Genomic DNA, 18,929 nt, shown 5'->3' on the forward strand with positions numbered 1-18,929 from the left:
GAGCCGGCCCCGGAAACCGAAATGGAGGCCAATGCTAAGGTCACCCAGACCAGCATGGTCTCCATTGAGATTGCAGAGCAAGACACCAAGGCCACACCGCCCGGCCCGGGAGACCGGATGCCAACCGGGCGTGATCTGGGCGTGCGCTCAGCGGTCGTCGCCCCGAATGGCGCGGCGGCGACCGCCCATCCGCTGGCGACGCAAACAGCACTCGATGTGCTGAAATCCGGCGGCTCGGCGGTCGACGCCGCAATTGCCGCGAATGCGATGCTTGGCTTGGTCGAGCCGACGGGAAACGGTATTGGCGGAGACCTGTTCGCAATTGTCTGGGACCCGGAAACGCAGCAGCTTTACGGCTACAATGGCTCAGGCCGCAGCGCGAAGGGCGCGACGCTTGCCGAGATGCAGGCCAAGGCGGATGAGTTCATGGACGGCGAGGAAATCCCGCCCTTCGGCGCCGCGCCTGTCACCGTGCCCGGGACCGTCGAGGGCTGGTTCACGCTGCATGAACGGTTCGGCAAGAAGCCGATGGCGGACAATCTGAAGCCCGCCATCACCTATGCCCGCGAAGGCGCGCCGATCCCCGAAGTCATTTCCTATTATTGGAGCTTTGGCCCCAAACGCTTTGAGCCTGCCTATGAGAGCGGCATGCTTGAAGAGTATGAGAATGCCAGGAAAACCTATTTCTCCCCTGCGCCCATAGAAGGCAGCCTGTTCCGCAATCCGGATCTGGCCGACACGCTGAGCCAGATTGCCGAAGGCGGACGCGACGCATTCTACAAGGGCAGCCTCGCGCACCGAATGAATGACTATTTCGAGCGCATTGATGGCTTCCTGACCTATGACGATTTCGCCAGTCATACCGGCGAATGGGTAGAGCCCGTCTGCGTCACCTATCGCGCGAACTACAAAGTGTGCGAACTGCCGCCAAACACGCAGGGCATCGCCGCGCTGCAGATGTTGCAAATGCTGGAACGGTTTGATTTGCGGTCCATGGGCTTCGGCTCAGCCGACAGCATCATGGCGCAGGTGGAGGCCAAGCGGCTGGCTTTTGCGGACCGGGCTGCAGGCTATGCCGATCCGGAATATTCCGGAATTGAACCGGAAGTTTTCATTCGCCCCGGCTATAACGCAGAGAGAGCAGGCCAGATTGATCTGGCAAAAGCCATGGCTCCCCCGGCACCCGGCTTTGCCGAGGCTGACGCCAAGCTCAAGGATGGCGACACAACCTATCTCACCGTGACGGACAAGAACGGCATGATGGTCTCGCTGATTCAGTCGAACTATCGCGGCATGGGCTCCGGCCTCGTCGCGGACGGCATGGGCTTCATGTTCCAGGATCGCGGCCAGCTGTTCAGCCTGGACCCGGACCATCCGAATGTCTGGGAACCGGGCAAGCGCCCTTTCCACACGATCATCCCGGCCTTTGCCTTCAAGAAAGACATGCCGGGCTGCCAGGTCCGCGCCGAGCCGATTGAGCAGGCCTGCCCGTTCGAACCCTGGCTGAGCTTTGGCCTGATGGGCGGCGGGATGCAGCCCCAGGGTCATGTGCAGGTCATCCTGAACCTCGTCGATTACGATATGGGCCTGCAGGAAGCAGGCGATACGGCGCGCTGGGAACATACCGGCGGGTGCGAGCCGACGAACGACCTCACCGGCGATACCTGCGAAACCGATATGGGCATCGTGCATCTGGAAAGCGGCATCCCGCCGAAAACCCGCGCCGAACTGGAGGCGCGCGGCCATACAGTCGACTGTTGCAAGGCCAATGCCGGCGGATATCAGGCCATCATGCGCGACTTTGAGTCCGGCGCCTGGATCGCCGCCACCGAAATGCGCAAGGATGGCAGCGCGGATGGGTACTAGGCAGTGAAAGCAACGCCGGTTAGGGAGGGCGTATGACGAACACGATCCCTCCCGAAGCCCCTGCCGACTGCCCTCTTTGCCCGCGTCTTGTCGCGTATCGGGAAGAAGTGGCAGAGAAACATCCGGACTGGTTCAATGGCGCCGTGCCGAGCTTCGGGCCGGAGACGGCAGAGCTTCTGATCATCGGCCTTGCGCCGGGTGTGACCGGAGCGAACCGCACAGGCCGGCCTTTCACGGGCGACTGGGCCGGTGACCTGCTCTATGCGACAATCGACAAGTTCGGATATTCGACGGGCAAGTTCGATGCGCGCCCGGATGACGGGCTGAAGCTGAAACGTGCAATGATTACCAATGCCGTGCGCTGTGTCCCGCCGCAGAACAAGCCGGTCGGCGCCGAGATCAATCAGTGCCGCCAGTTCCTGACCGCCCGCATTGATGCCCTGCCCAAACTGAAAGCGATGGTCTGCCTTGGCAAGATTTCCCACGATTCGACCGTGCGAACGCTGGGCCTGAAACTCAAGGATTATCCGTTCGGACACGGAACACATTACAATGTGGAGATTGACGGCCGCAAGGTGGCGCTGATCTCATCCTACCACTGCAGCCGCTACAATACGAACACCGGCCGCCTGACGGCAGAGATGTTCGAAGACGTCTTTGCAATGGCGAAAAAGGTAACGGGGTAAGCGCGTGAAGGTTTCCGGCAGCCCTCTTGTCATCGCAGCCATTTTTAGCGCCCTTGCATGCCCCGGCACGCAAGCTCAGGAAGTCCCGTCTACGGACATGATGTGCGACGGCGTATTCATGTCGGAAGAGACAGGAGACGAAGAGATATACGTCCCCCGCTTTGCCGTAATCCTGTCAGACGGAACTGTAGAGATCAGCGGCGCGTCAGTATTCGATGGCCTGTACGAAATCTATGACGCCTCACCCAGCGAGTACGCGTTCGCACTTACAGGCCAGCTGCCGGAAGACGAAGAATTCCTGAGCGGGTCCGTAAACAGGCTGGATGGCACGATAAGCCTGGTGCGCCTGTATAATGCCAGCCAGATCTGGACCCACCGCCTTGACGCACAGTGCCAGCCCATGCGGCAGCTGTTCTAGGCGCGGCTAACTTTCCTTCAGGATACGTGCCTTCTGGCGCTGCCAGTCACGCTTGGCTTCTACGTCGCGCTTATCATGGCTCTTGCGACCTGTGGCGAGGCCGATAAGAAGTTTCGCAAGGCCGCGTTCATTGAAATAGAGCTTCAGAGGCACAATTGTACGGCCCGCGCGATCAACGCCCTGGGTCAGCTTCGCCAGTTCCCGTTTGGAGACGAGCAGCTTCCGTTTGCGCTTGGGCTCATGGTTGAAGCGGTTTGCCGCATTATAGATCGGGATATCAGCATTGATCAGATAGAGGCCGCCATCTTCCGGGCTGACATAGGCTTCGGCAATATTGGCCTTGCCCTCACGAAGGGACTTTACCTCAGAGCCGACCAGCATGATGCCAGCCTCCAGCGTATCCTCAACCGCGTAATCGCGGCGGGAGCGGCGGTTTTCCGCGACCAACCCATCCGAGCGGCCTTTTGCCTGGTTCTTCTTTGACATGGACCTGATTTAGGCGCTCAGGCCCGCACTTGCCATGGCCTGATCAATTTCCGCTCGTTTTTCTGCACTGGGCGGCGTAATCGGCAGGCGCACCTCATCGGTGCACAGGCCAAGCTTGGAGAGAGCATATTTCGCCGGGCCGGGCGATGGCGAGCAGAACATCGCCTTGTGAAGGCGGATCAGCTTGCGCTCAATCGCACGAGCCTCATCCAGATTTCCGGCATGGAAAGCAGTGTGCATTGCGGCGCAGGCATCCGGCATAACATTGGCCGTAACCGAGATGCAGCCCATGCCGCCCATGGCGAGAAAGCCGAGCGCGCTCGGGTCATCGCCCGACAATTGCACGAACTGTGTGCCTTCCGGAATGGCGGCAGCATGCTGGCTGACCCGGGCGAGATCGCCTGCCGCATCCTTGATGCCGACAATGTTCGGTAATTGCGCCAATTGGGCCACAGCGGCAGGCTGAAGGTCTACAACGGTACGACCGGGCACATTATAGAGCAGAATGGGCAGGGCAACTGCGTCATTGATCGCCTTGAAATGGGCGATCAGCCCGTCCTGATTGGGATTGTTGTAATAAGGGCAAACAACAAGCGCTGCATCAGCGCCGACCGCCTTGGCGTGCTCGACCAACTCGATCGCCTCATCTGTTGCGTTGGCCCCGGCCCCGGCGATAACGGGCACGCGGCCTTTGGTAATTTCAACACAAAGCGTTACGACATCTTTATGTTCTTGGGTGGACAGTGTGGACGTCTCGCCTGTGGTTCCGACGGGGACGAGCGCACTGGAACCGCCCGCAATCTGGCGTTCTACCAGCGCTGCGAACGCGTCCCGGTCAACGGCACCATTTCTGAAAGGAGTGACGAGAGCTGGGATTGAGCCATGAAACATCGTAAATTTGCCGCGATTCAGGTGTTGTTTGTTTTGTTCGAATATAAACCGCCAAAGCCTTCTCACGCTTTGGCCAAGAAATAAACTCCGCTGAGCTGTAACATGATGCGACCCCTTGCCATTCTTGCCTCAATTGCCGTGCTGGCGCAGGGCGCTGCTGCTGCGGGCGTACCTGAAACGCCGAGCCTGAAACCTGCGCGCACCTATCAATCCCAGGTCACAGACGCCAAAAATGCGGAAATCCTGCACAAGGCGCTGAAAGCTGCAGGTAGTTATGACTGGCCCACAGTGGCCCGTTTGCAGTCCCAGACCTCTGATCCGGATGTGCGCAACCTCATCATGTGGGTCCGCGCCAGCCAGGGCGTTCCGGGCATGAATTTCTCGGAAATCTCGTTTGCGCTGGAAAAGCTGAATGACTGGCCGCGAACCTCTGCCATGCAGCGCCGCGCGGAAGAGATTATCGGCGAGTCCAATTATAGCCACAAGGAACGTATCGACTGGCTAACCAAATCAGGCCCGATAACCGGCGCCGGCAAGGTCGCGCTGGCCGAAAGCTGGAAAGCCATTGGAGAACCCGGCAAAGCCTTCGAAACAATCCGCGATGCCTGGCACAACAATTCGATGGATCGTGATACGGAACGCAAGGTTCTGGCTGATTATGGTAATCAGTTGACCCAGGAGGACCATCGAGCCCGCGTTGAATTTTTGCTCTGGACTAACCAGCGCACATCAGCCTCGAAACTGAAATACCTGCTGACTGCCGACTATCAGAAACTGGTAGACGCTCGCATCGGTCTGGCCGCCCGCTCCCGCGATGTGGACGCACTGGTAAATGCCGTGCCCGCACATCTGCAGGACAACCCCGGACTTCTTTACGAGCGCGCCAAATGGCGCCGCCAGAAGCTGCGCAATCAGGATCTCGCAACGCCACTGCTGACCGAAATTGATGGCAATGATGTGCCCGAAGCCGGGCGCTCGCGGCTCTGGGACGAGCGTAACATTGCCATCCGAACCGACCTGAAGGACGGTAACTGGACGCGGGCCTATCAACTGGCCGCGCCGCACGGCATGGAGTCCGGCGCAGACTTTGCCGAGGCTGAATGGGTCTCCGGCTGGATCGCGCTGCGCCTGACCAATGATGCACACCGCAGTCTGCAGCATTTTGAAACCATGTCAGATGGCGTCTCGACACCGATCAGCCTGGCCCGGGGCAAGTATTGGGCCGGCCGCGCCAAGGATGCGCTGGGCGACCCGGCGAACGCCCGCACAAGCTATAGCGCAGCAGCCGAGCACAAATTCACCTATTATGGACAGCTGGCGGCCGAGCGCCTTGGCGACAAGAAACTAGACTTCGTAAAATCTGTCGACCCGACGCCGGAACAGATCGAGGCCTTTGAAAGCCGCCCTATGGTGCGAGCGCTGCGCCTTCTGGGAGAGGCGGGGGAAGACAGACTGTTCCGTCAGTTCGCCTATCATTTGGACGACTTGCTGACGAGCGAAGCCGACTATCTGTTGCTTGCCCGTATGGCGACAGAATATCAGGTGCCGGATGTCGGCGTGCGCGGGGCAAAAGCAGGCCTTGCCAAGGGTATCGTTGCGACAGATGCGGCCTATCCCGTGGTTGCCTATCCGCTACTGAAGGAGCCGCAAGTGGAACGCCCGCTGATGCTGGCCCTGTCACGTCAGGAAAGCGAGATGAACCCGAACGCGATCAGCCATGTCGGCGCACGCGGCCTGATGCAGTTCATGCCGGCCACTGCCTCACGCGAGGCAAAGATGAGCGGCCTGCCTTACCGCAAATCCTGGCTGACAGACGACCCAGGCTATAACATGACACTTGGCGGCCAGCACCTCGACACTTTGCTGTCGCGCTTCAATGGTAGCTACATCATGACAGCGGCGGCCTATAATGCCGGGCCGTCACGTCCGCGCCAATGGGCGGAGGATTATGGTGATCCGCGCACAGGGCAGGTCGATCCGATCGACTGGGTGGAGTTCATTCCATTCTCTGAGACACGCAACTATGTGCAGCGTGTGCTGGAAAACACACAGGTTTACCGTCAGCGCCTGCTGGGTGAGCCGGTTGAAATCCAGATTGAAGAAGACCTGAAGCGCGGGCGGGAATAACCCGCCCCGCCAGACTTATCGTGCAGGAACGTGCGCAGCAATCAATTGTGGCCCGTCCGCCGCAAAGGCGCGCTCCAGTGCGGCGTCAAACTCTTCCGCATCGGTCGCATTAACGGCCGGAACGCCTTGCGCTTCCGACAGTTTCACCCAATCAATTTCCGGGTGGCCAAGACCAAGCAGATCCTGTGCCACCGGTCCTGGATTGCCAGCCCCGGTACGGGCAAGCTCAATATTCAGGATACGGTAGGAGTGATTCACAAAGACGACATTCACGACATTCGCGCCCTCTCGCGCCATGCTCCACAGCGCCTGATTGGTATACATGCCTGCACCATCGCCAGAGATGCACAGCGTCTTGCGATCAGGTGCAGCCAGAGACGCGCCGAGGGCTAGCGGCATGCCCTGCCCGATCGCACCACCTGTCAGCATCATCCATTCATGCGGCCGAGCGCGTTGGGTCATCAGGAAGCATGGCAGGCCATTTGACACGCCATCATCAGAGACGAAGGTGCCCTCCGGCATGTGCCTTACGATGGAGGCTGCAACGGTCATCGCATTCAAGTCTCCAGACGGCAGACCCGGCATTTCCAGAACCGCGACATCGGCCGCTTCCTTCGCACCGAGGGCATCGGCCAGGGCCTCCAGAATAGCGGCGCTATCGGATTCGGGACCGCCAAGTATCATGGGTGTACAGCCTTCCGGTACGAGTACGCTGGGCTTGCCCGGATAGGAGAAGAAGGCGACGGGCACCTGCGTACCGGCAATCAGCATCAGGTCTGAGCCTTCAAGATCCGTCATCGCCCCTTCGGCAAAATATTGCATCCGGTCCGGGATAAAGCGCCCTGCGCCGCGGGCCTGGCGTGGGAAAAAGGTATCCGTCAGCACACGTACACCTGCCGCCTTCACACGAGCAGCCTGCGCGATACCAGCCTCCGTCAGGGCTGTGCCACTGATGATGATGACAGGCTTGCTGGCGGACTTCACAGCGGCTGCAGCTGCTTCTATGCGGGCGCCATCAGGCTTACGTAGCGTAGGACGCACGCGCGCCTTGCCGGGTTTGCCGCCTTCAAGCCAGGCCGTGTCTGCAGGAAGCACAAGAGACACAGGCCCCGCCACCGGGCCAAAGCTTGCCTCCCATGCCTCAGCGGCCATTTCGCCGACCGCGCTAACCTTGTCTGCCGATTTGATCCAGTTGGAGTTCGGCCCAGCCATACCGGTAATGTCAGAGGTCAGCGGTGCATCATAGCGCTGGTGAGGCACAGCATGATCGCCGATCACATTGATCATTGGCGTCCAGGCTCGGCGCGCATTATGGATGTTTGCCCCGCCATTCAGATACCCTGCGCCAAGATGCAGCAACGTCATGGCCGGGTCGCCAGTGACACGCGCATGACCATCTGCGGCACCAGTTGCCACACCCTCGAACAGGCAGAGTACGGACTTGATACGCGGCTCATGGTCCAACGCTGTGACAAGGTGCATCTCGGATGTACCGGGATTGGCGAAACAGGCTTTCACGCCATGATCTGCCAGTGTGGAGACGAGCGCCTCGGCTCCGGTCATCTTCTGAATGGGTTGATCGGTCATTGGTGTTCCCTCTGAAGTATCTGGTTCTTGATGCTGTGTTCTGTCGCTTACAGGATCAGGAGCGTGTCCTGCGCTGCGCTGTCTTCTGCATAGAGCAATTCAACCTGATCCTGCCGCAGGACCTGCGTGCGGGACTGGTTGATATAGCCCTTTTCGGTAATCTCTCCGTCATCCGCGCGGGGTTGTTCGGCCTGCAACAGAATACGTGCAATCCGCGCCGACGCGTTCGGGTGATGCCTGTTGTGCGCCTCCAGCCCGCCGCGAATCTTCGCAATCACGTCTGGATGCCGAATCAAATCGCTTAGCGGCATTTCTTTGCCGACCAACCGCTTGCACCAAGCTTCGTTCAGAAAGCCCAAAAGACGCACATCATTCTTGTTTAGCCCACAGACGACAGCATCCGCCAGGGCACCGCCTGTCGCGGCAACGGCCTGTACGCGCACGGTGCCCGCCGACACCCATGTGCCATTTGCCAACTTGAACTCTTCTGCCGTGCGGCCATCAAAGGCCAGCCCGCGCTCCGGCTTGTTCGGGTCCACGAACTTCACGGCATCGCCCAGCTTGTAAAAGCCTTCTTCGTCAAAGGCCTCTGCCGTCTTTTGGGCATTGCGGAAATAGCCGGGGGTCACATTTACGCCCTTGACGCGCAGTTCCATCTTCTCGGTATTGGGCACCATCTTGAACGTGTTGCCCGGCAGCGGCAGGCCGATCAGGCCCATCCGATCATTCGGCCAATGAACATTGGAGGCGGTCGGCGCCGTCTCTGTGGCACCATAGCCTGCCGAGAGCGAAATGCGCTCGCCCGTGATGCGCACGGCCACGGACTGAATGCGCTCGTAAATGTCCTGCCCCATGGACGCCCCGCCATAGGCCATACAGATCAGGCGCGAGAAAAACGTCTCGGCCAGTTCATCATCGCGCTCCAGTTCCGTCGCCAGGGCGGCCCAGGCCGCCGGCACGGTGGTGTGCTGTGTTGTGGCAACGTCTTTCAGGTTCCGAAGCATTTCCGGCAGGCGCCCAGGCGTTGGCGCGCCTTGGTCGATATAAAGCGTTCCGCCCCAATCGAGCATATTGTGCAAAATGGAGTGCGCCCCATAGGTGTGGCTCCATGGCAGGAAATTGCACATAACCTGCGGGCCGCCTGTAAGCTCATCGAGGCGGTCTTCATCCCAGACAGAGCGTATCATCCGTGCATTTGAAGCCACCATGCCCTGCAGATTGATCACCGCCTTTGGCTCACCCGTGGAGCCGGACGTCATCATGTATTTGGCGACCGTATCCGGCGTCAGCCTGTCATAGGCCGCGTCAACGGCCTCGGTCGGCGCGCGCATGAATTGTTCAAGACGCACCGCCTCGCATCGCTCAGGCGCACGGCCGCTATAGATGACGAGACGCTCTGTCAGGTCCATCCCGTCCAGCGCGCGCTGATAGTCAACGCCGTCCTCGACATAGATGAATTTCGGCTGTGTCAGGCCATTGATATATTTCAGGCGCCCCAGATCTTCGCTGAGCAGCGCATAGGCTGGTGTCACCGGCACAGCCGGGCTGCCTGCCCACATGGCGGCGTACATGATCAACGCATTGGAGATGGAATTCTTCGACAGGATCATCAGCGGCGCATACTGCCCACCCCCAGCATCCAGGAAGCCCTGCGCCAGTCTGCGCACGGACGCGAGGCCCGCTTCATAGGTGACGGTATTCCAGCCTTCGGCGGCGAAGTTTTCCGGGTCACGCTCTGCCAGCCACACCGTATCCGGCCGCTCGGCGGCCCATCTCACCAGCGGTGCCAGCATGTGCGGGGGGCACGCCTTTAGCGGCTGGCCATTGTTCAGATAAATTGTTCCATCTGGTTGGCGGTCGACCTCCAGCTTCAGGGGCAGATAAGGTACTTCCCGAAAAGGTATGTCTGACGTGTCAGCCATGGTGTCAGCGTTTCATCCCCGATTTTATCTTGTCGCGTCAATCAAAGCCGCGTGTGGGAATATGGATCACTTCTCCGCAATGCTTGCAATGGATTGCGTCGCGTTCATGCAAGGTAAGGCCGCATTCCTCGCACTCATGTTCCACCTTGTCGCGGGGGTCCACAATCGCGCGGAGCAATTGCAGGAACAGTGTCAGGCCCAGCCCCATAATCAGGATGGACAGCACACGCCCCAGCGTTCCCACCATCAGCACATCGCCATAGCCGGTCGTCGTCAGGCTGGTGACGGTGAAATAGAGCGCGTCAATATAGGTATGAATGCCATCATTCACGCCGACCTGCGTGGAATAGACCACCGCAGCCATGATAAAGACGAAGACTACAAGATTCGTCACCTTGTCGATCACGCGCTCATGTCGCTGGAAGAAAGGCGTCAGCACCTTGATGCGACGCACGAAGGTAAACGCCCGGATGGCCCGTACCGCTCGCAAGATGCGCAGGAAGGCAAAATTGGAGACCAGCAGTGGCGCGAACATCGTGAACACGACGATCATGTCCGCAATATTGATCGGACGGACAACATAGTTCCAGCGATGGCGGGCAATGTAAAACCTGGCCAACCAGTCCAGGGCAATGATTGACCCGATCACATAGTCAAATGCGACATGGGTTCGGTCACGATGCTCGAAGGGGGCCCAGAGAAAATAGCCGATGCTGAGAACATCAAAAATCAGCATCGCCCACCGGAAAATGAAAGGCCATTTCCCGTGGCCTTCATACAGCCAGAACAGCTGCCGGTTCAGCCCCTTGCGTTCGTGCTTCATTACCCCAACTCCAGCGGCCTGAGTGCGCGCTCAAGATTGGCGCGGCCCGCTTTGTCCCAGTTTGCATGGGCTGAATGCGTCAAGTAAAGCCCGTGACTGCTTGGTCAGGTCGTCTCGCTTTCATTCCGCGGTCTCCAGAGTCTCGTTGAAGCGTACAGGTTGACCGCCGCCTTTTTTCACAATCTCTCCGTCACGCATGACGAAGCCGCCACGGATGATGGTCGCCACGGGCCAGCCGGTGGCTTCAAAACCATCATATTGCGTCCAGCCGCATTTGGATTTGGACCAGTCTTCCGTGATCGTCTCCTGCCGCTTCAGGTCCACGACCGTGAAGTCGGCATGATAACCCTCGGCAACACGGCCCTTGTCGGCCAGGCCGAAAACACGTTGCGGCCCGGCGCTGGTCAGCTCGACAAAGCGCTGCAGACTCAGCTTTCCATTGTTCACATGGGTCAGCATCACCGGCACCAGTGTCTGCACCCCCGGCATACCAGACGGGCTGGCCGGATAGGGCCGCTCTTTCTCTTCACGTGTGTGCGGCGCGTGATCTGTTGCCAACACATCGACAATGCCCGCATTCACCGCGCGCCAGAGGGCATCCTGATGGCGCTGCTCGCGCACGGGTGGGTTCTGCTGGGCAAAGCCCTTCAGGCGCTCATAGCAATCCGGCGCTGCAAGGGTCAGGTGGTTCGGCAGCACTTCAACACTGGCCACATCCTTTGCATCGCGCAGCAATTCCATCTCTTCAGCGGTCGAAATGTGCAACACATGGATGCGCTTGCCAGTCTTGCGGGCGAGGCGCAGCAGACGCCGCGTTGAACTGACGGCGGCCTCCACATCACGCACAACAATATGGCTCTGCCAGTCGCCTGTGACGGCCAGTTTGCGACGCTCTTCCAGGCGGTATTCGTCTTCGGAGTGGAATGCCGCGCGGCGCTTGATGGCGCGAAGCACGGCCTCCACACCTTCATCATCCTTGATCAGCAGATCGCCGGTGGACGCGCCCATGAACACTTTCACGCCGCAACAGCCGAGCATCTTCTCCATTTCTGGCAGAAGGTGGATATTCTCGTGCGTCGCCCCGGCATAGAAAGCGTGGTCCACATCCATGCGGCCCTTCGCGCGGTTCAGCTTGTCCTGCAACATATCCGGCGTGGTCGTTGTGGGATTGGTGTTCGGCATTTCGAACACGGCCACCACACCGCCCAGTGCGGCAGAGCGTGCCTCGGTTTCAAGGTCTGCCTTGTACTCCATCCCCGGCTCGCGGAAGTGTACCTGGCTGTCGATCACGCCCGGCAGGATGTGCAGGCCGGTCGTGTCATAAATCTCTGCGGCCTCTGCCCCGGAAAGGTTTCCGATAAAGGCAATTCGCTCACCACGCACGCCGATATCTGTCTCGGCTGTGCCGCCCGGCGTCACAACCGTGCCGCCCTTCAGGATCAAGTCATAGGTCATGAGGATGGGGTGAAACTGTCAGGGTGTTTAGTCAAGGCCGTTTTCTGTGCCGTCATGCTGGAGAGGCGCTCTTGAGACAGTCTGCAACCCTACCTACAACAAGCAGATGAAACGTATTCTTCCCAATCGCGCCATCATTCGCCTGACCGGACCGGACATGCTGCACCTGCTTGGTCGCACGGTGACGCATTCTGTCGACAATTGGAACACTGGTGAAATGCGCTATGGTGCCCTGTTGACGCCGCAGGGCAAGGTGATCGCCGATTATCTTGCCATGCTGTCGCTGGAAAACATTTATATCGATGTCCATGCAGACGCGGCGGACGACCTCGAAAAGCGCCTCAAGATGTTCAGAATGCGCAATGATGTTGCCATCGACCGGCTGGAAGAAGATGTCGTGACCGAAGGCAGCTGGGTGGATGTCCGCTCCACGGCTCTGCCTCACCGCGCGATCACGCCCACAGGTATGGCCGGTGAGCCAATGACCGAAGACGACTGGCACGCCGCTCGTATCGCCGCTGGCATTCCGGAATGGGGCGCAGACTATCGCGGTGCAGAAGTTTTCCCTACCGACATCAACATGGATATGATGAACGGTATCGACTACAAGAAAGGCTGCTTTGTAGGCCAGGAAGTCGCCAGCCGCATGAAGCGCAAGGGCAAAATCCGCAAGCGCACGGTGAAAGTGTCGGGCAGCAATCTCGAAGCTGGCGCAGACATAATGGCAGATGCGCCGATCGGCACCATCACGAGTGTCTCCGGCAATATCGGCCTCGCCCTGATCCGTACGGACCGCCTGGCAAAAGCCGAGCAGGATGGCAAAGCCTTCACCTGCAATGATGCGCCCGTGACGTTTGACCTGACAGAACGTCAGCGCGCCGAGATCGACGCACATGCGACAGAGGCTTCCAATGACTGAAACATTCCCCTGCGCCTGGGCCCCCCTGACGAACAAAGTGTATCGCGACTATCACGATACCGAATGGGGCGTGCCGGAATATGATGGCCGGGCCCTTTGGGAAAAGCTGCAGCTGGACGGCATGCAGGCCGGACTCTCCTGGATCACCATCCTGCGCAAGCGCGAGACGATCCGCGAGGAATTCGACTATTTCGACCCGGAAAAGCTGGCGCGCTGGACGCCCAAACGCGCAGAAAAGGCCCTGAAGAATCCCGGCATCATCCGCAGCCCTAAGAAGATTGAAGCGGTCATAGGCAACGCACAGCTATATCTGGCCATGGAAGAAGCTGGCGAGAGCTTCTCAGACTATTGCTGGAGCTTTGTTGAAGGCAGTCCAATCGTAAACCGCTGGAAGCATTTCAGGGACGCGCCGACGCAAACCGACTGGTCCGCCACCATGTCAAAGGATCTGAAGAAGCGTGGCTTCAAATTCGTCGGCCCGACGATTGTCTATGCGTGGGCGCAAGCTGTTGGTATGGTCAACGATCATGATGTATCATGCCCCAGACACAAAGCTGTTCAGGACATGTCCAAATGAAGCGCACGCTCTTTCTCGCCGCCCTGATTTCCGCTCCTCTGCTGGTTCAGGCTTGCGCCTCTGCCGATCAGACGCGCCGAACCGAAGCCTGGAGCCGATGCAGCAAGGCACCTAACCCGGACATACGCGAGCGCTGCATACAAACCGAGATGGCCCTGATTGAAGCGCGTGAACGTCAGGAAATGGAGTCCAGAGAGGCAGCAGAGCGACGGGCTGAGGAACAGCAAGCCAAACTGGAAGCCCATGGGGTCCCCTCTGATGAAGCTCGCCAGACAGTTGAATCCGGGCTGAAGATCCCCGACTGAGCCTGTCCCCTACGCAGTACCTCTCTCTGTGCAGCAGCCTCGACCTATCCTCAAACCCGCGCTACTCCCTAAGAATCAATTCAAGAACGCCCGGAAACAGCGGGTGGCAACATGAGGGCCTAGGATGAAAACCCCTGTAATTTCGGCGACAGGCCTATGGACACCGCCGCACTCCATCTCGAACTCAGAACTGGTCGACAGCTACAACCAGTGGGCCGATAACTGGAACCTTGAGCGCGAAGCAGACATTGCCTCCGGCGCAATCGAGCCGAAGACGCATTCCTCGGTCGAGTTCATCGAGAAGGCTTCCGGCATCAAATCCCGCTATGTTATCAACAAGAGCGGCGTGTTGGACCCGGACATCATGGCCCCCCGCATTCCTGAGCGTCCGAACGAAAAGATCTCTGTCCTCGCAGAAATCGCTGTAGAAGCTGCGCATGAGGCGCTGGCCCGTGCCGGCCGCAAGCCTGAAGACGTGGATGCGGTTATCTGCGCGGCTTCCAACATGCAACGCGCCTATCCCGCCATGGCCATTGAAGTTCAGGAAGCTCTCGGCTGCGGCGGCTTTGCCTTTGACATGAATGTCGCCTGTTCTTCCGCAACGTTTGGCATCCAGACGGCGGCAGACTTTGTCCGCTCCGGTAGCGCGCGATCTGTGTTAATGGTGAACCCGGAAATTTGCTCCGGGCATCTGAACTTCACTGACCGCGACAGTCACTTCATCTTCGGAGATGTGGCAACAGCGGTTCTCGTCGAAGACAAGGATTTTGCCCCGGCCGAGCATTGGAAGATTCTCGGGACGAAACTCAAAACATCCTTCTCCAACAATATCCGCAACAATTTCGGCTTCCTCAACCGCGCCGCACCGGAAGGCATTGATGCCCCGGACAAACTGTTCAAGCAGGAAGGCCGCAAAGTGTTCAAGGAAGTCGTTCCCATGGTGGCGGAGATGATCAACGCGCACTTGAATGAGTTGGGATTGGAAAAGGAAGGCCTGCGCCGCATGTGGCTGCACCAGGCCAATGCCAACATGAACCGTCTGATCTCTTCAAGGGTTCTGGGCCGTGAAGCTTCAGATGATGAAAGCCCAACGGTTCTGGATACTTATGCCAACACCTCGTCGGCCGGGTCGATCATCGCATTCCACAAGCATTCGGGCGATTTCAACGCCGGTGACAAAGGTCTTATCTGTTCCTTTGGAGCGGGCTATTCCGCCGGTACGGTGTTTGTCGAAAAATCTGCCTGACAAAGTTTGCCCTTAAGGGCGGCAGGCGATCCGGATCAATCGTCCAGATCGTCCATGAACATGTCGCCCCAAAGCACTTCCCGGCTGGAACGGACAGCCTCAACCACGACGATGCCACAGCCCATCAGCAATACACCAAATGCAATTGCCTGGGTCGAGAAAGCAGTCGTCAATGATTCAAGCATGGTCACCTCATTTTGTGCCGGAAAACACCTGATGGGCGTCGTCCTGAATATGATGTGACCTTTCTGCCCTGAACGCCTTAACAGCTGCTTTTTTAATTGGGGCGGAAAAGCGATGACTTCGTAACCGAAAAGCCGTTTTTTGTTTACCCTTATGTTCATCGTATGCGGAACAATTAACGCACGCGACATAACACGAGGATTTGAAACATATTTTTCATGAACACAGAAAGCTGTGAATTTCATCCGTCCACATGCCCTTTTCTTAAATATGGTTCATGCTTCCTAACCAACGCCCCCTATGAAAGCTTATCTACGAATCCCTTGCCGCACGGATTGCCCCGGGTATTCCCGCTTTCAGCCAGCTAAGCACATAGCGGCGACAGATAGCACACAACACTGAAACCAAAGGATTTACCCTTTTGCCACTCTGCCTCGAATGCCTTAAAGAGGAGACGAGATGACCGCGCACGTGAAGCAATCCACAAAAACACCCAGGGTTTGGCAGCGTATGCTATCCGGCCGACGGCTGGATCTTGTCCACCCCTCTCCAATGGATGTCGAGATTGAGGATATCGCCCATGGCCTGGCCCGTGTGGCCCGCTGGAACGGCCAGACAACGGGGGAGCATGCATTTTCCGTGGCCGAACATTCGGTTCTGGTGGAACAAATCTGCCGAAAGCTGGAACCAAAGCTCTCGGCGAAGCACAGCCTTACCGCCCTGCTGCACGATGCACCGGAATATGTGATCGGTGACATGATCTCTCCCTTCAAGGCGCTTTTGGGAGACAGCTACAAATCCATTGAAGGCCGCCTGCAGGAAGCCATCCACATCCGCTTTGGCCTCGCTCCTGTGACGCCGCTCAAATTGAAACGCCTGATCAAGAAGGCTGACTTGATCTGCGCCTGGCATGAGGCCGTGCAACTGGCAGGCTTCTCAGAGACGGAATCCAACCGGCTGTTCGGCAAGCCGCCGCAAGAAACTCGGCTGAAGCTGAAACCCAGCGCGATTCCGGAGGCACAGGAAGCTTTCCTGAAGCGTTACGAACAGATCAACAAGAAGATTGGGCCCGCTACATGATCTCATCCATCCCACTGCTGATTGGCCTGTCCGCCGTCATGGTGGCGACGGAGGAAGACATGCCGCTGGTTCTGGTCACCCAACGAGAGACAGGCGAAGACGCCCTGCCCTTTGGCGTGTTCAATCCTGAACGCCACCGCACATTTGACCTGTCCCTGCGCGGATGGGTTAGAGAACAAACCGGCTTTGAGCTCGGCTATGTCGAGCAACTCTACACATTCGGCGACAAGGACCGGGAAACACCGGAAGCGACACTGGCTGGCGCGCCGCCCAATGCCCGCGTGATCTCCGTCGGATATCTGGCGCTAACGCCGGACGCCCGGCCTGCCGGTGCCTCTTTCGAGGCAAAATGGCAGTCCTGGTACAGATATTTTCCGTGGGAAGATCACCGCAATGGCCGCCCATCCCTGATTGACGAGCAGATTGCCCCGCGCCTCATGACCTGGGCGCTTGGCAATGATCAACGTCTGGAACGCGCGCGCCTCGCCTTTGCGCTGGAAGGCGAGCGCTGGATAGAGGAACGCGTGCTAGACAGATATGAATTGCTTTATGAAGCGGGGCTTGTGGCCGAGTGTGCGCGCGATGCAGGTCTGCCCAAGCCGGATGTACGCCTTGGAGAAGTCATGGCCTCAGATCACCGCCGCATTCTGGCGACCGCCATTTCCCGCCTTCGCGGCAAGCTGAAATACCGCCCGGTCGTGTTTGAACTGATGCCTGAGCGCTTCACGCTCAGCGCCTTGCAGCGCACTGTGGAAGCTATATTGGGTATGCCGTTGCACACCCAGAATTTCCGCCGTGCGCTGGACAAGACCGGCTTTGTCACCGGAACCGGCGCCATGGAAACAGGTACGGGCGGACGCCCGGCAGAACTCTATCGATTCTGCCGGGACAAGAGTGCGGGCCTGGCTACGTCTGGACTGTCAGCCCCGCGCAAGACTGCGGACTAGGCCCTATTCCAGGCCTTCTGGCTCACCCACCACAATGTAGCTGAACCGGTCGGGCGCGAGATACTCGGCTGCAACCACATTCACATCGTCGAGTGTGACAGCTTCAACCATCGCGTTACGACGATCAAAATAGTCCACGCCCAACTCGTCTTGCCGGACAGACATCATCTGTCCGGCAATCTTGGCATTGGAGTCAAATGCCAACGGATAGGAACCAATCAGGTAAGCCTTGGCGTCAGCCAGTTCTTCTTCGGTGACGCCACCTTCAGAGATCTTGCTCATCTCTTCTTTGAGGCCGTCAATGAAGTCTCCAGCGCTTTCATTCTTGGTCTGGCCGCCGCCATTCCAGGACTGGAATTTCTCACCAGAACTGAGGGATGTGTAGACACCATAGGTCAGCCCCTTTTGGACACGCAGCGTATCCATCAGGCGACTCTTGAAGCCACCGCCGCCAAACGTGTAGTTCAGCACATAGGCCGGGAAGAATTCCGGATCCTTGCGCTCAACACCGGGCGCAACAAACTGTACCAGGCTTTGCGGCTGCGGCAGGTCGACAACGACTGTCCCGAAAGCGTTTGCGGCAGTGTAGTCAATTGCGGGAATGTCCGGCAGGTCGCTCGTCTCAGGCAGGTTCGCCGCGATCTCATCGATCATTGGCGCCAGCTCTTCCGGCGTCACGGCCCCAACCGCGGTTACCAGAAGACGGTCCTTCACCATCAGCTTGCGCATATGCGCCTTGGCAAGTTCCGGCGTCAGCGTAGCGATGCTGTCTGCAGAGGTTTCCCGCGCAAACGGGTGATCCGGATACAGCGCCTGAGCCTGCGCACGCCAGGCAAGATAGCCCGCATTGGTCTCGCGTGTGTTGAGCGAAACCTGCTGCTCACGCACGAAACGCTGGAACGGACCATCATCGAAACGCGGATCTTCAAAGGCCTCAGCGATCAGGTCCATCGCGTCGCTCGCATTGTCTGTCAGCATGGACGCGGAACAGGATGTCCAGAGATTGGACGCGCTGCAGCCAAAGCTCATATTTAGCTCTTCCATCCGCATATGGAAGCCAAGCGAGTCGAGATCCCCGGCACCTTCATTCATGTGATAGACCACGGCATCTGCCAAGCCTTCCATGCCTTCGGGATCAGACGCCTCGCCGCCTTCCCAGGCCAGTTCCACTGACAGGATTGGAATGGACGGCTCAGAGACCAGCCAGACAGAAACGCCGCCCGGCGTCGTGAATTGTTGGATCTGTGCGAAATCCCCTTCATGGGTCGTCACGTCCAGCCCGGCCTCTTCTTCAATCAGCTCGGCGGTGACATCTTCTGTCAATTCAGGCGTAGTAACAGGCTCTGCCGTGGTGCACGCCGCCAGCATGATGGCCAGGGCAGCCCCGGCCAGGAGGTCAATGCGTTTCATC

18 protein-coding genes are annotated in these 18,929 nt (G+C 58.6%); 10 read left to right on the forward strand and 8 right to left on the reverse strand.

Features of this window, described 5'->3' with window-relative positions:
* Positions 1-54: 54 nt before the first annotated feature.
* Genes HY2_RS13855 through HY2_RS13865 form a run of 3 tightly spaced genes read left to right on the forward strand, consistent with a single transcriptional unit; the run spans position 55 to position 2,970 of the window.
* Positions 55-1,866, forward strand: coding sequence for a gamma-glutamyltransferase family protein (locus tag HY2_RS13855; protein ID WP_034828834.1), 1,812 nt, complete (start codon positions 55-57; stop codon positions 1,864-1,866).
* 32 nt (positions 1,867-1,898) lie between these two features.
* Positions 1,899-2,552, forward strand: a complete 654-nt coding sequence (locus HY2_RS13860; protein ID WP_034828657.1) for a uracil-DNA glycosylase — start codon at positions 1,899-1,901, stop codon at positions 2,550-2,552.
* Positions 2,553-2,556: 4 nt separating this feature from the next.
* Positions 2,557-2,970 carry a hypothetical protein gene (locus tag HY2_RS13865; protein WP_146617209.1) on the forward strand — a complete coding sequence of 138 codons (414 nt, stop codon included), beginning with the start codon at positions 2,557-2,559 and terminating at the stop codon, positions 2,968-2,970.
* Between the two features lie 6 nt (positions 2,971-2,976).
* Here the strand turns inward: HY2_RS13865 and smpB are convergent, their stop codons facing one another.
* Positions 2,977-3,456 (reverse strand): SsrA-binding protein SmpB, encoded by a 480-nt coding sequence (gene smpB / locus HY2_RS13870; protein WP_034794938.1) that lies wholly within the window; start codon positions 3,454-3,456, stop codon positions 2,977-2,979.
* A gap of 9 nt (positions 3,457-3,465) precedes the next feature.
* Entirely contained in the window at positions 3,466-4,347 is an 882-nt protein-coding gene (gene dapA / locus HY2_RS13875) for a 4-hydroxy-tetrahydrodipicolinate synthase (RefSeq protein ID WP_034828660.1), read from the reverse strand.
* A gap of 102 nt (positions 4,348-4,449) precedes the next feature.
* On the opposite strand from dapA, the gene HY2_RS13880 reads away from it, so the two are divergent.
* Entirely contained in the window at positions 4,450-6,474 is a 2,025-nt protein-coding gene (locus tag HY2_RS13880; protein WP_051595059.1) for a lytic transglycosylase domain-containing protein, read from the forward strand.
* 15 nt (positions 6,475-6,489) lie between these two features.
* Here the strand turns inward: HY2_RS13880 and HY2_RS13885 are convergent, their stop codons facing one another.
* From HY2_RS13885 to HY2_RS13900, 4 genes are all read right to left on the reverse strand, one after another.
* On the reverse strand, positions 6,490-8,037 hold the full coding sequence (locus tag HY2_RS13885; protein WP_034828838.1) for an acetolactate synthase large subunit: 1,548 nt from the start codon (positions 8,035-8,037) through the stop codon (positions 6,490-6,492).
* A gap of 71 nt (positions 8,038-8,108) precedes the next feature.
* On the reverse strand, positions 8,109-9,983 hold the full coding sequence (locus tag HY2_RS13890; RefSeq protein ID WP_034828662.1) for a feruloyl-CoA synthase: 1,875 nt from the start codon (positions 9,981-9,983) through the stop codon (positions 8,109-8,111).
* Positions 9,984-10,020: 37 nt separating this feature from the next.
* A complete protein-coding gene (locus HY2_RS13895; protein ID WP_034828664.1) occupies positions 10,021-10,806 on the reverse strand; it encodes an ion transporter in 786 nt (261 codons plus the stop codon).
* Positions 10,807-10,926: 120 nt separating this feature from the next.
* Entirely contained in the window at positions 10,927-12,267 is a 1,341-nt protein-coding gene (locus tag HY2_RS13900) for a dihydroorotase (protein WP_112061199.1), read from the reverse strand.
* 100 nt (positions 12,268-12,367) lie between these two features.
* On the opposite strand from HY2_RS13900, the gene ygfZ reads away from it, so the two are divergent.
* The 4 genes from ygfZ to HY2_RS13920 all read left to right on the forward strand — a co-directional run bounded on the left by ygfZ (position 12,368) and on the right by HY2_RS13920 (position 15,308).
* Positions 12,368-13,180, forward strand: coding sequence for a CAF17-like 4Fe-4S cluster assembly/insertion protein YgfZ (gene ygfZ, locus HY2_RS13905; protein ID WP_051595060.1), 813 nt, complete (start codon positions 12,368-12,370; stop codon positions 13,178-13,180).
* Positions 13,173-13,757 carry a DNA-3-methyladenine glycosylase I gene (locus HY2_RS13910; protein ID WP_034828673.1) on the forward strand — a complete coding sequence of 195 codons (585 nt, stop codon included), beginning with the start codon at positions 13,173-13,175 and terminating at the stop codon, positions 13,755-13,757. Before ygfZ ends, HY2_RS13910 begins: the two co-directional genes overlap by 8 nt.
* Positions 13,754-14,062 carry a hypothetical protein gene (locus tag HY2_RS13915; RefSeq protein WP_034828675.1) on the forward strand — a complete coding sequence of 103 codons (309 nt, stop codon included), beginning with the start codon at positions 13,754-13,756 and terminating at the stop codon, positions 14,060-14,062. Before HY2_RS13910 ends, HY2_RS13915 begins: the two co-directional genes overlap by 4 nt.
* Positions 14,063-14,186: 124 nt before the next feature.
* Positions 14,187-15,308 carry a beta-ketoacyl-ACP synthase III gene (locus HY2_RS13920; RefSeq protein ID WP_034828677.1) on the forward strand — a complete coding sequence of 374 codons (1,122 nt, stop codon included), beginning with the start codon at positions 14,187-14,189 and terminating at the stop codon, positions 15,306-15,308.
* Between the two features lie 35 nt (positions 15,309-15,343).
* Here the strand turns inward: HY2_RS13920 and HY2_RS17375 are convergent, their stop codons facing one another.
* Entirely contained in the window at positions 15,344-15,493 is a 150-nt protein-coding gene (locus HY2_RS17375; RefSeq protein ID WP_155836564.1) for a hypothetical protein, read from the reverse strand.
* A 457-nt stretch (positions 15,494-15,950) separates the two neighbouring features.
* Between HY2_RS17375 and HY2_RS13930 the strand changes: the two genes are divergently transcribed.
* Together HY2_RS13930 and HY2_RS13935 are read left to right on the forward strand one after the other, a co-directional pair.
* Positions 15,951-16,571, forward strand: a complete 621-nt coding sequence (locus HY2_RS13930) for an HD family hydrolase (RefSeq protein ID WP_233346074.1) — start codon at positions 15,951-15,953, stop codon at positions 16,569-16,571.
* Complete coding sequence (locus HY2_RS13935) at positions 16,568-17,518, forward strand: NUDIX hydrolase (RefSeq protein ID WP_034828685.1); 951 nt, start codon at positions 16,568-16,570, stop codon at positions 17,516-17,518. The genes HY2_RS13930 and HY2_RS13935 overlap by 4 nt, the downstream gene beginning before the upstream one ends.
* 3 nt (positions 17,519-17,521) lie before the next feature.
* On the opposite strand, the gene HY2_RS13940 is transcribed toward HY2_RS13935, so the two are convergent.
* Positions 17,522-18,928 carry a M16 family metallopeptidase gene (locus HY2_RS13940; protein ID WP_034828686.1) on the reverse strand — a complete coding sequence of 469 codons (1,407 nt, stop codon included), beginning with the start codon at positions 18,926-18,928 and terminating at the stop codon, positions 17,522-17,524.
* Position 18,929 lies beyond the last annotated feature (1 nt).

It is taken from the genome of Hyphomonas pacifica, assembly GCF_000682675.1.
GTDB lineage: Bacteria > Pseudomonadota > Alphaproteobacteria > Caulobacterales > Hyphomonadaceae > Hyphomonas > Hyphomonas pacifica.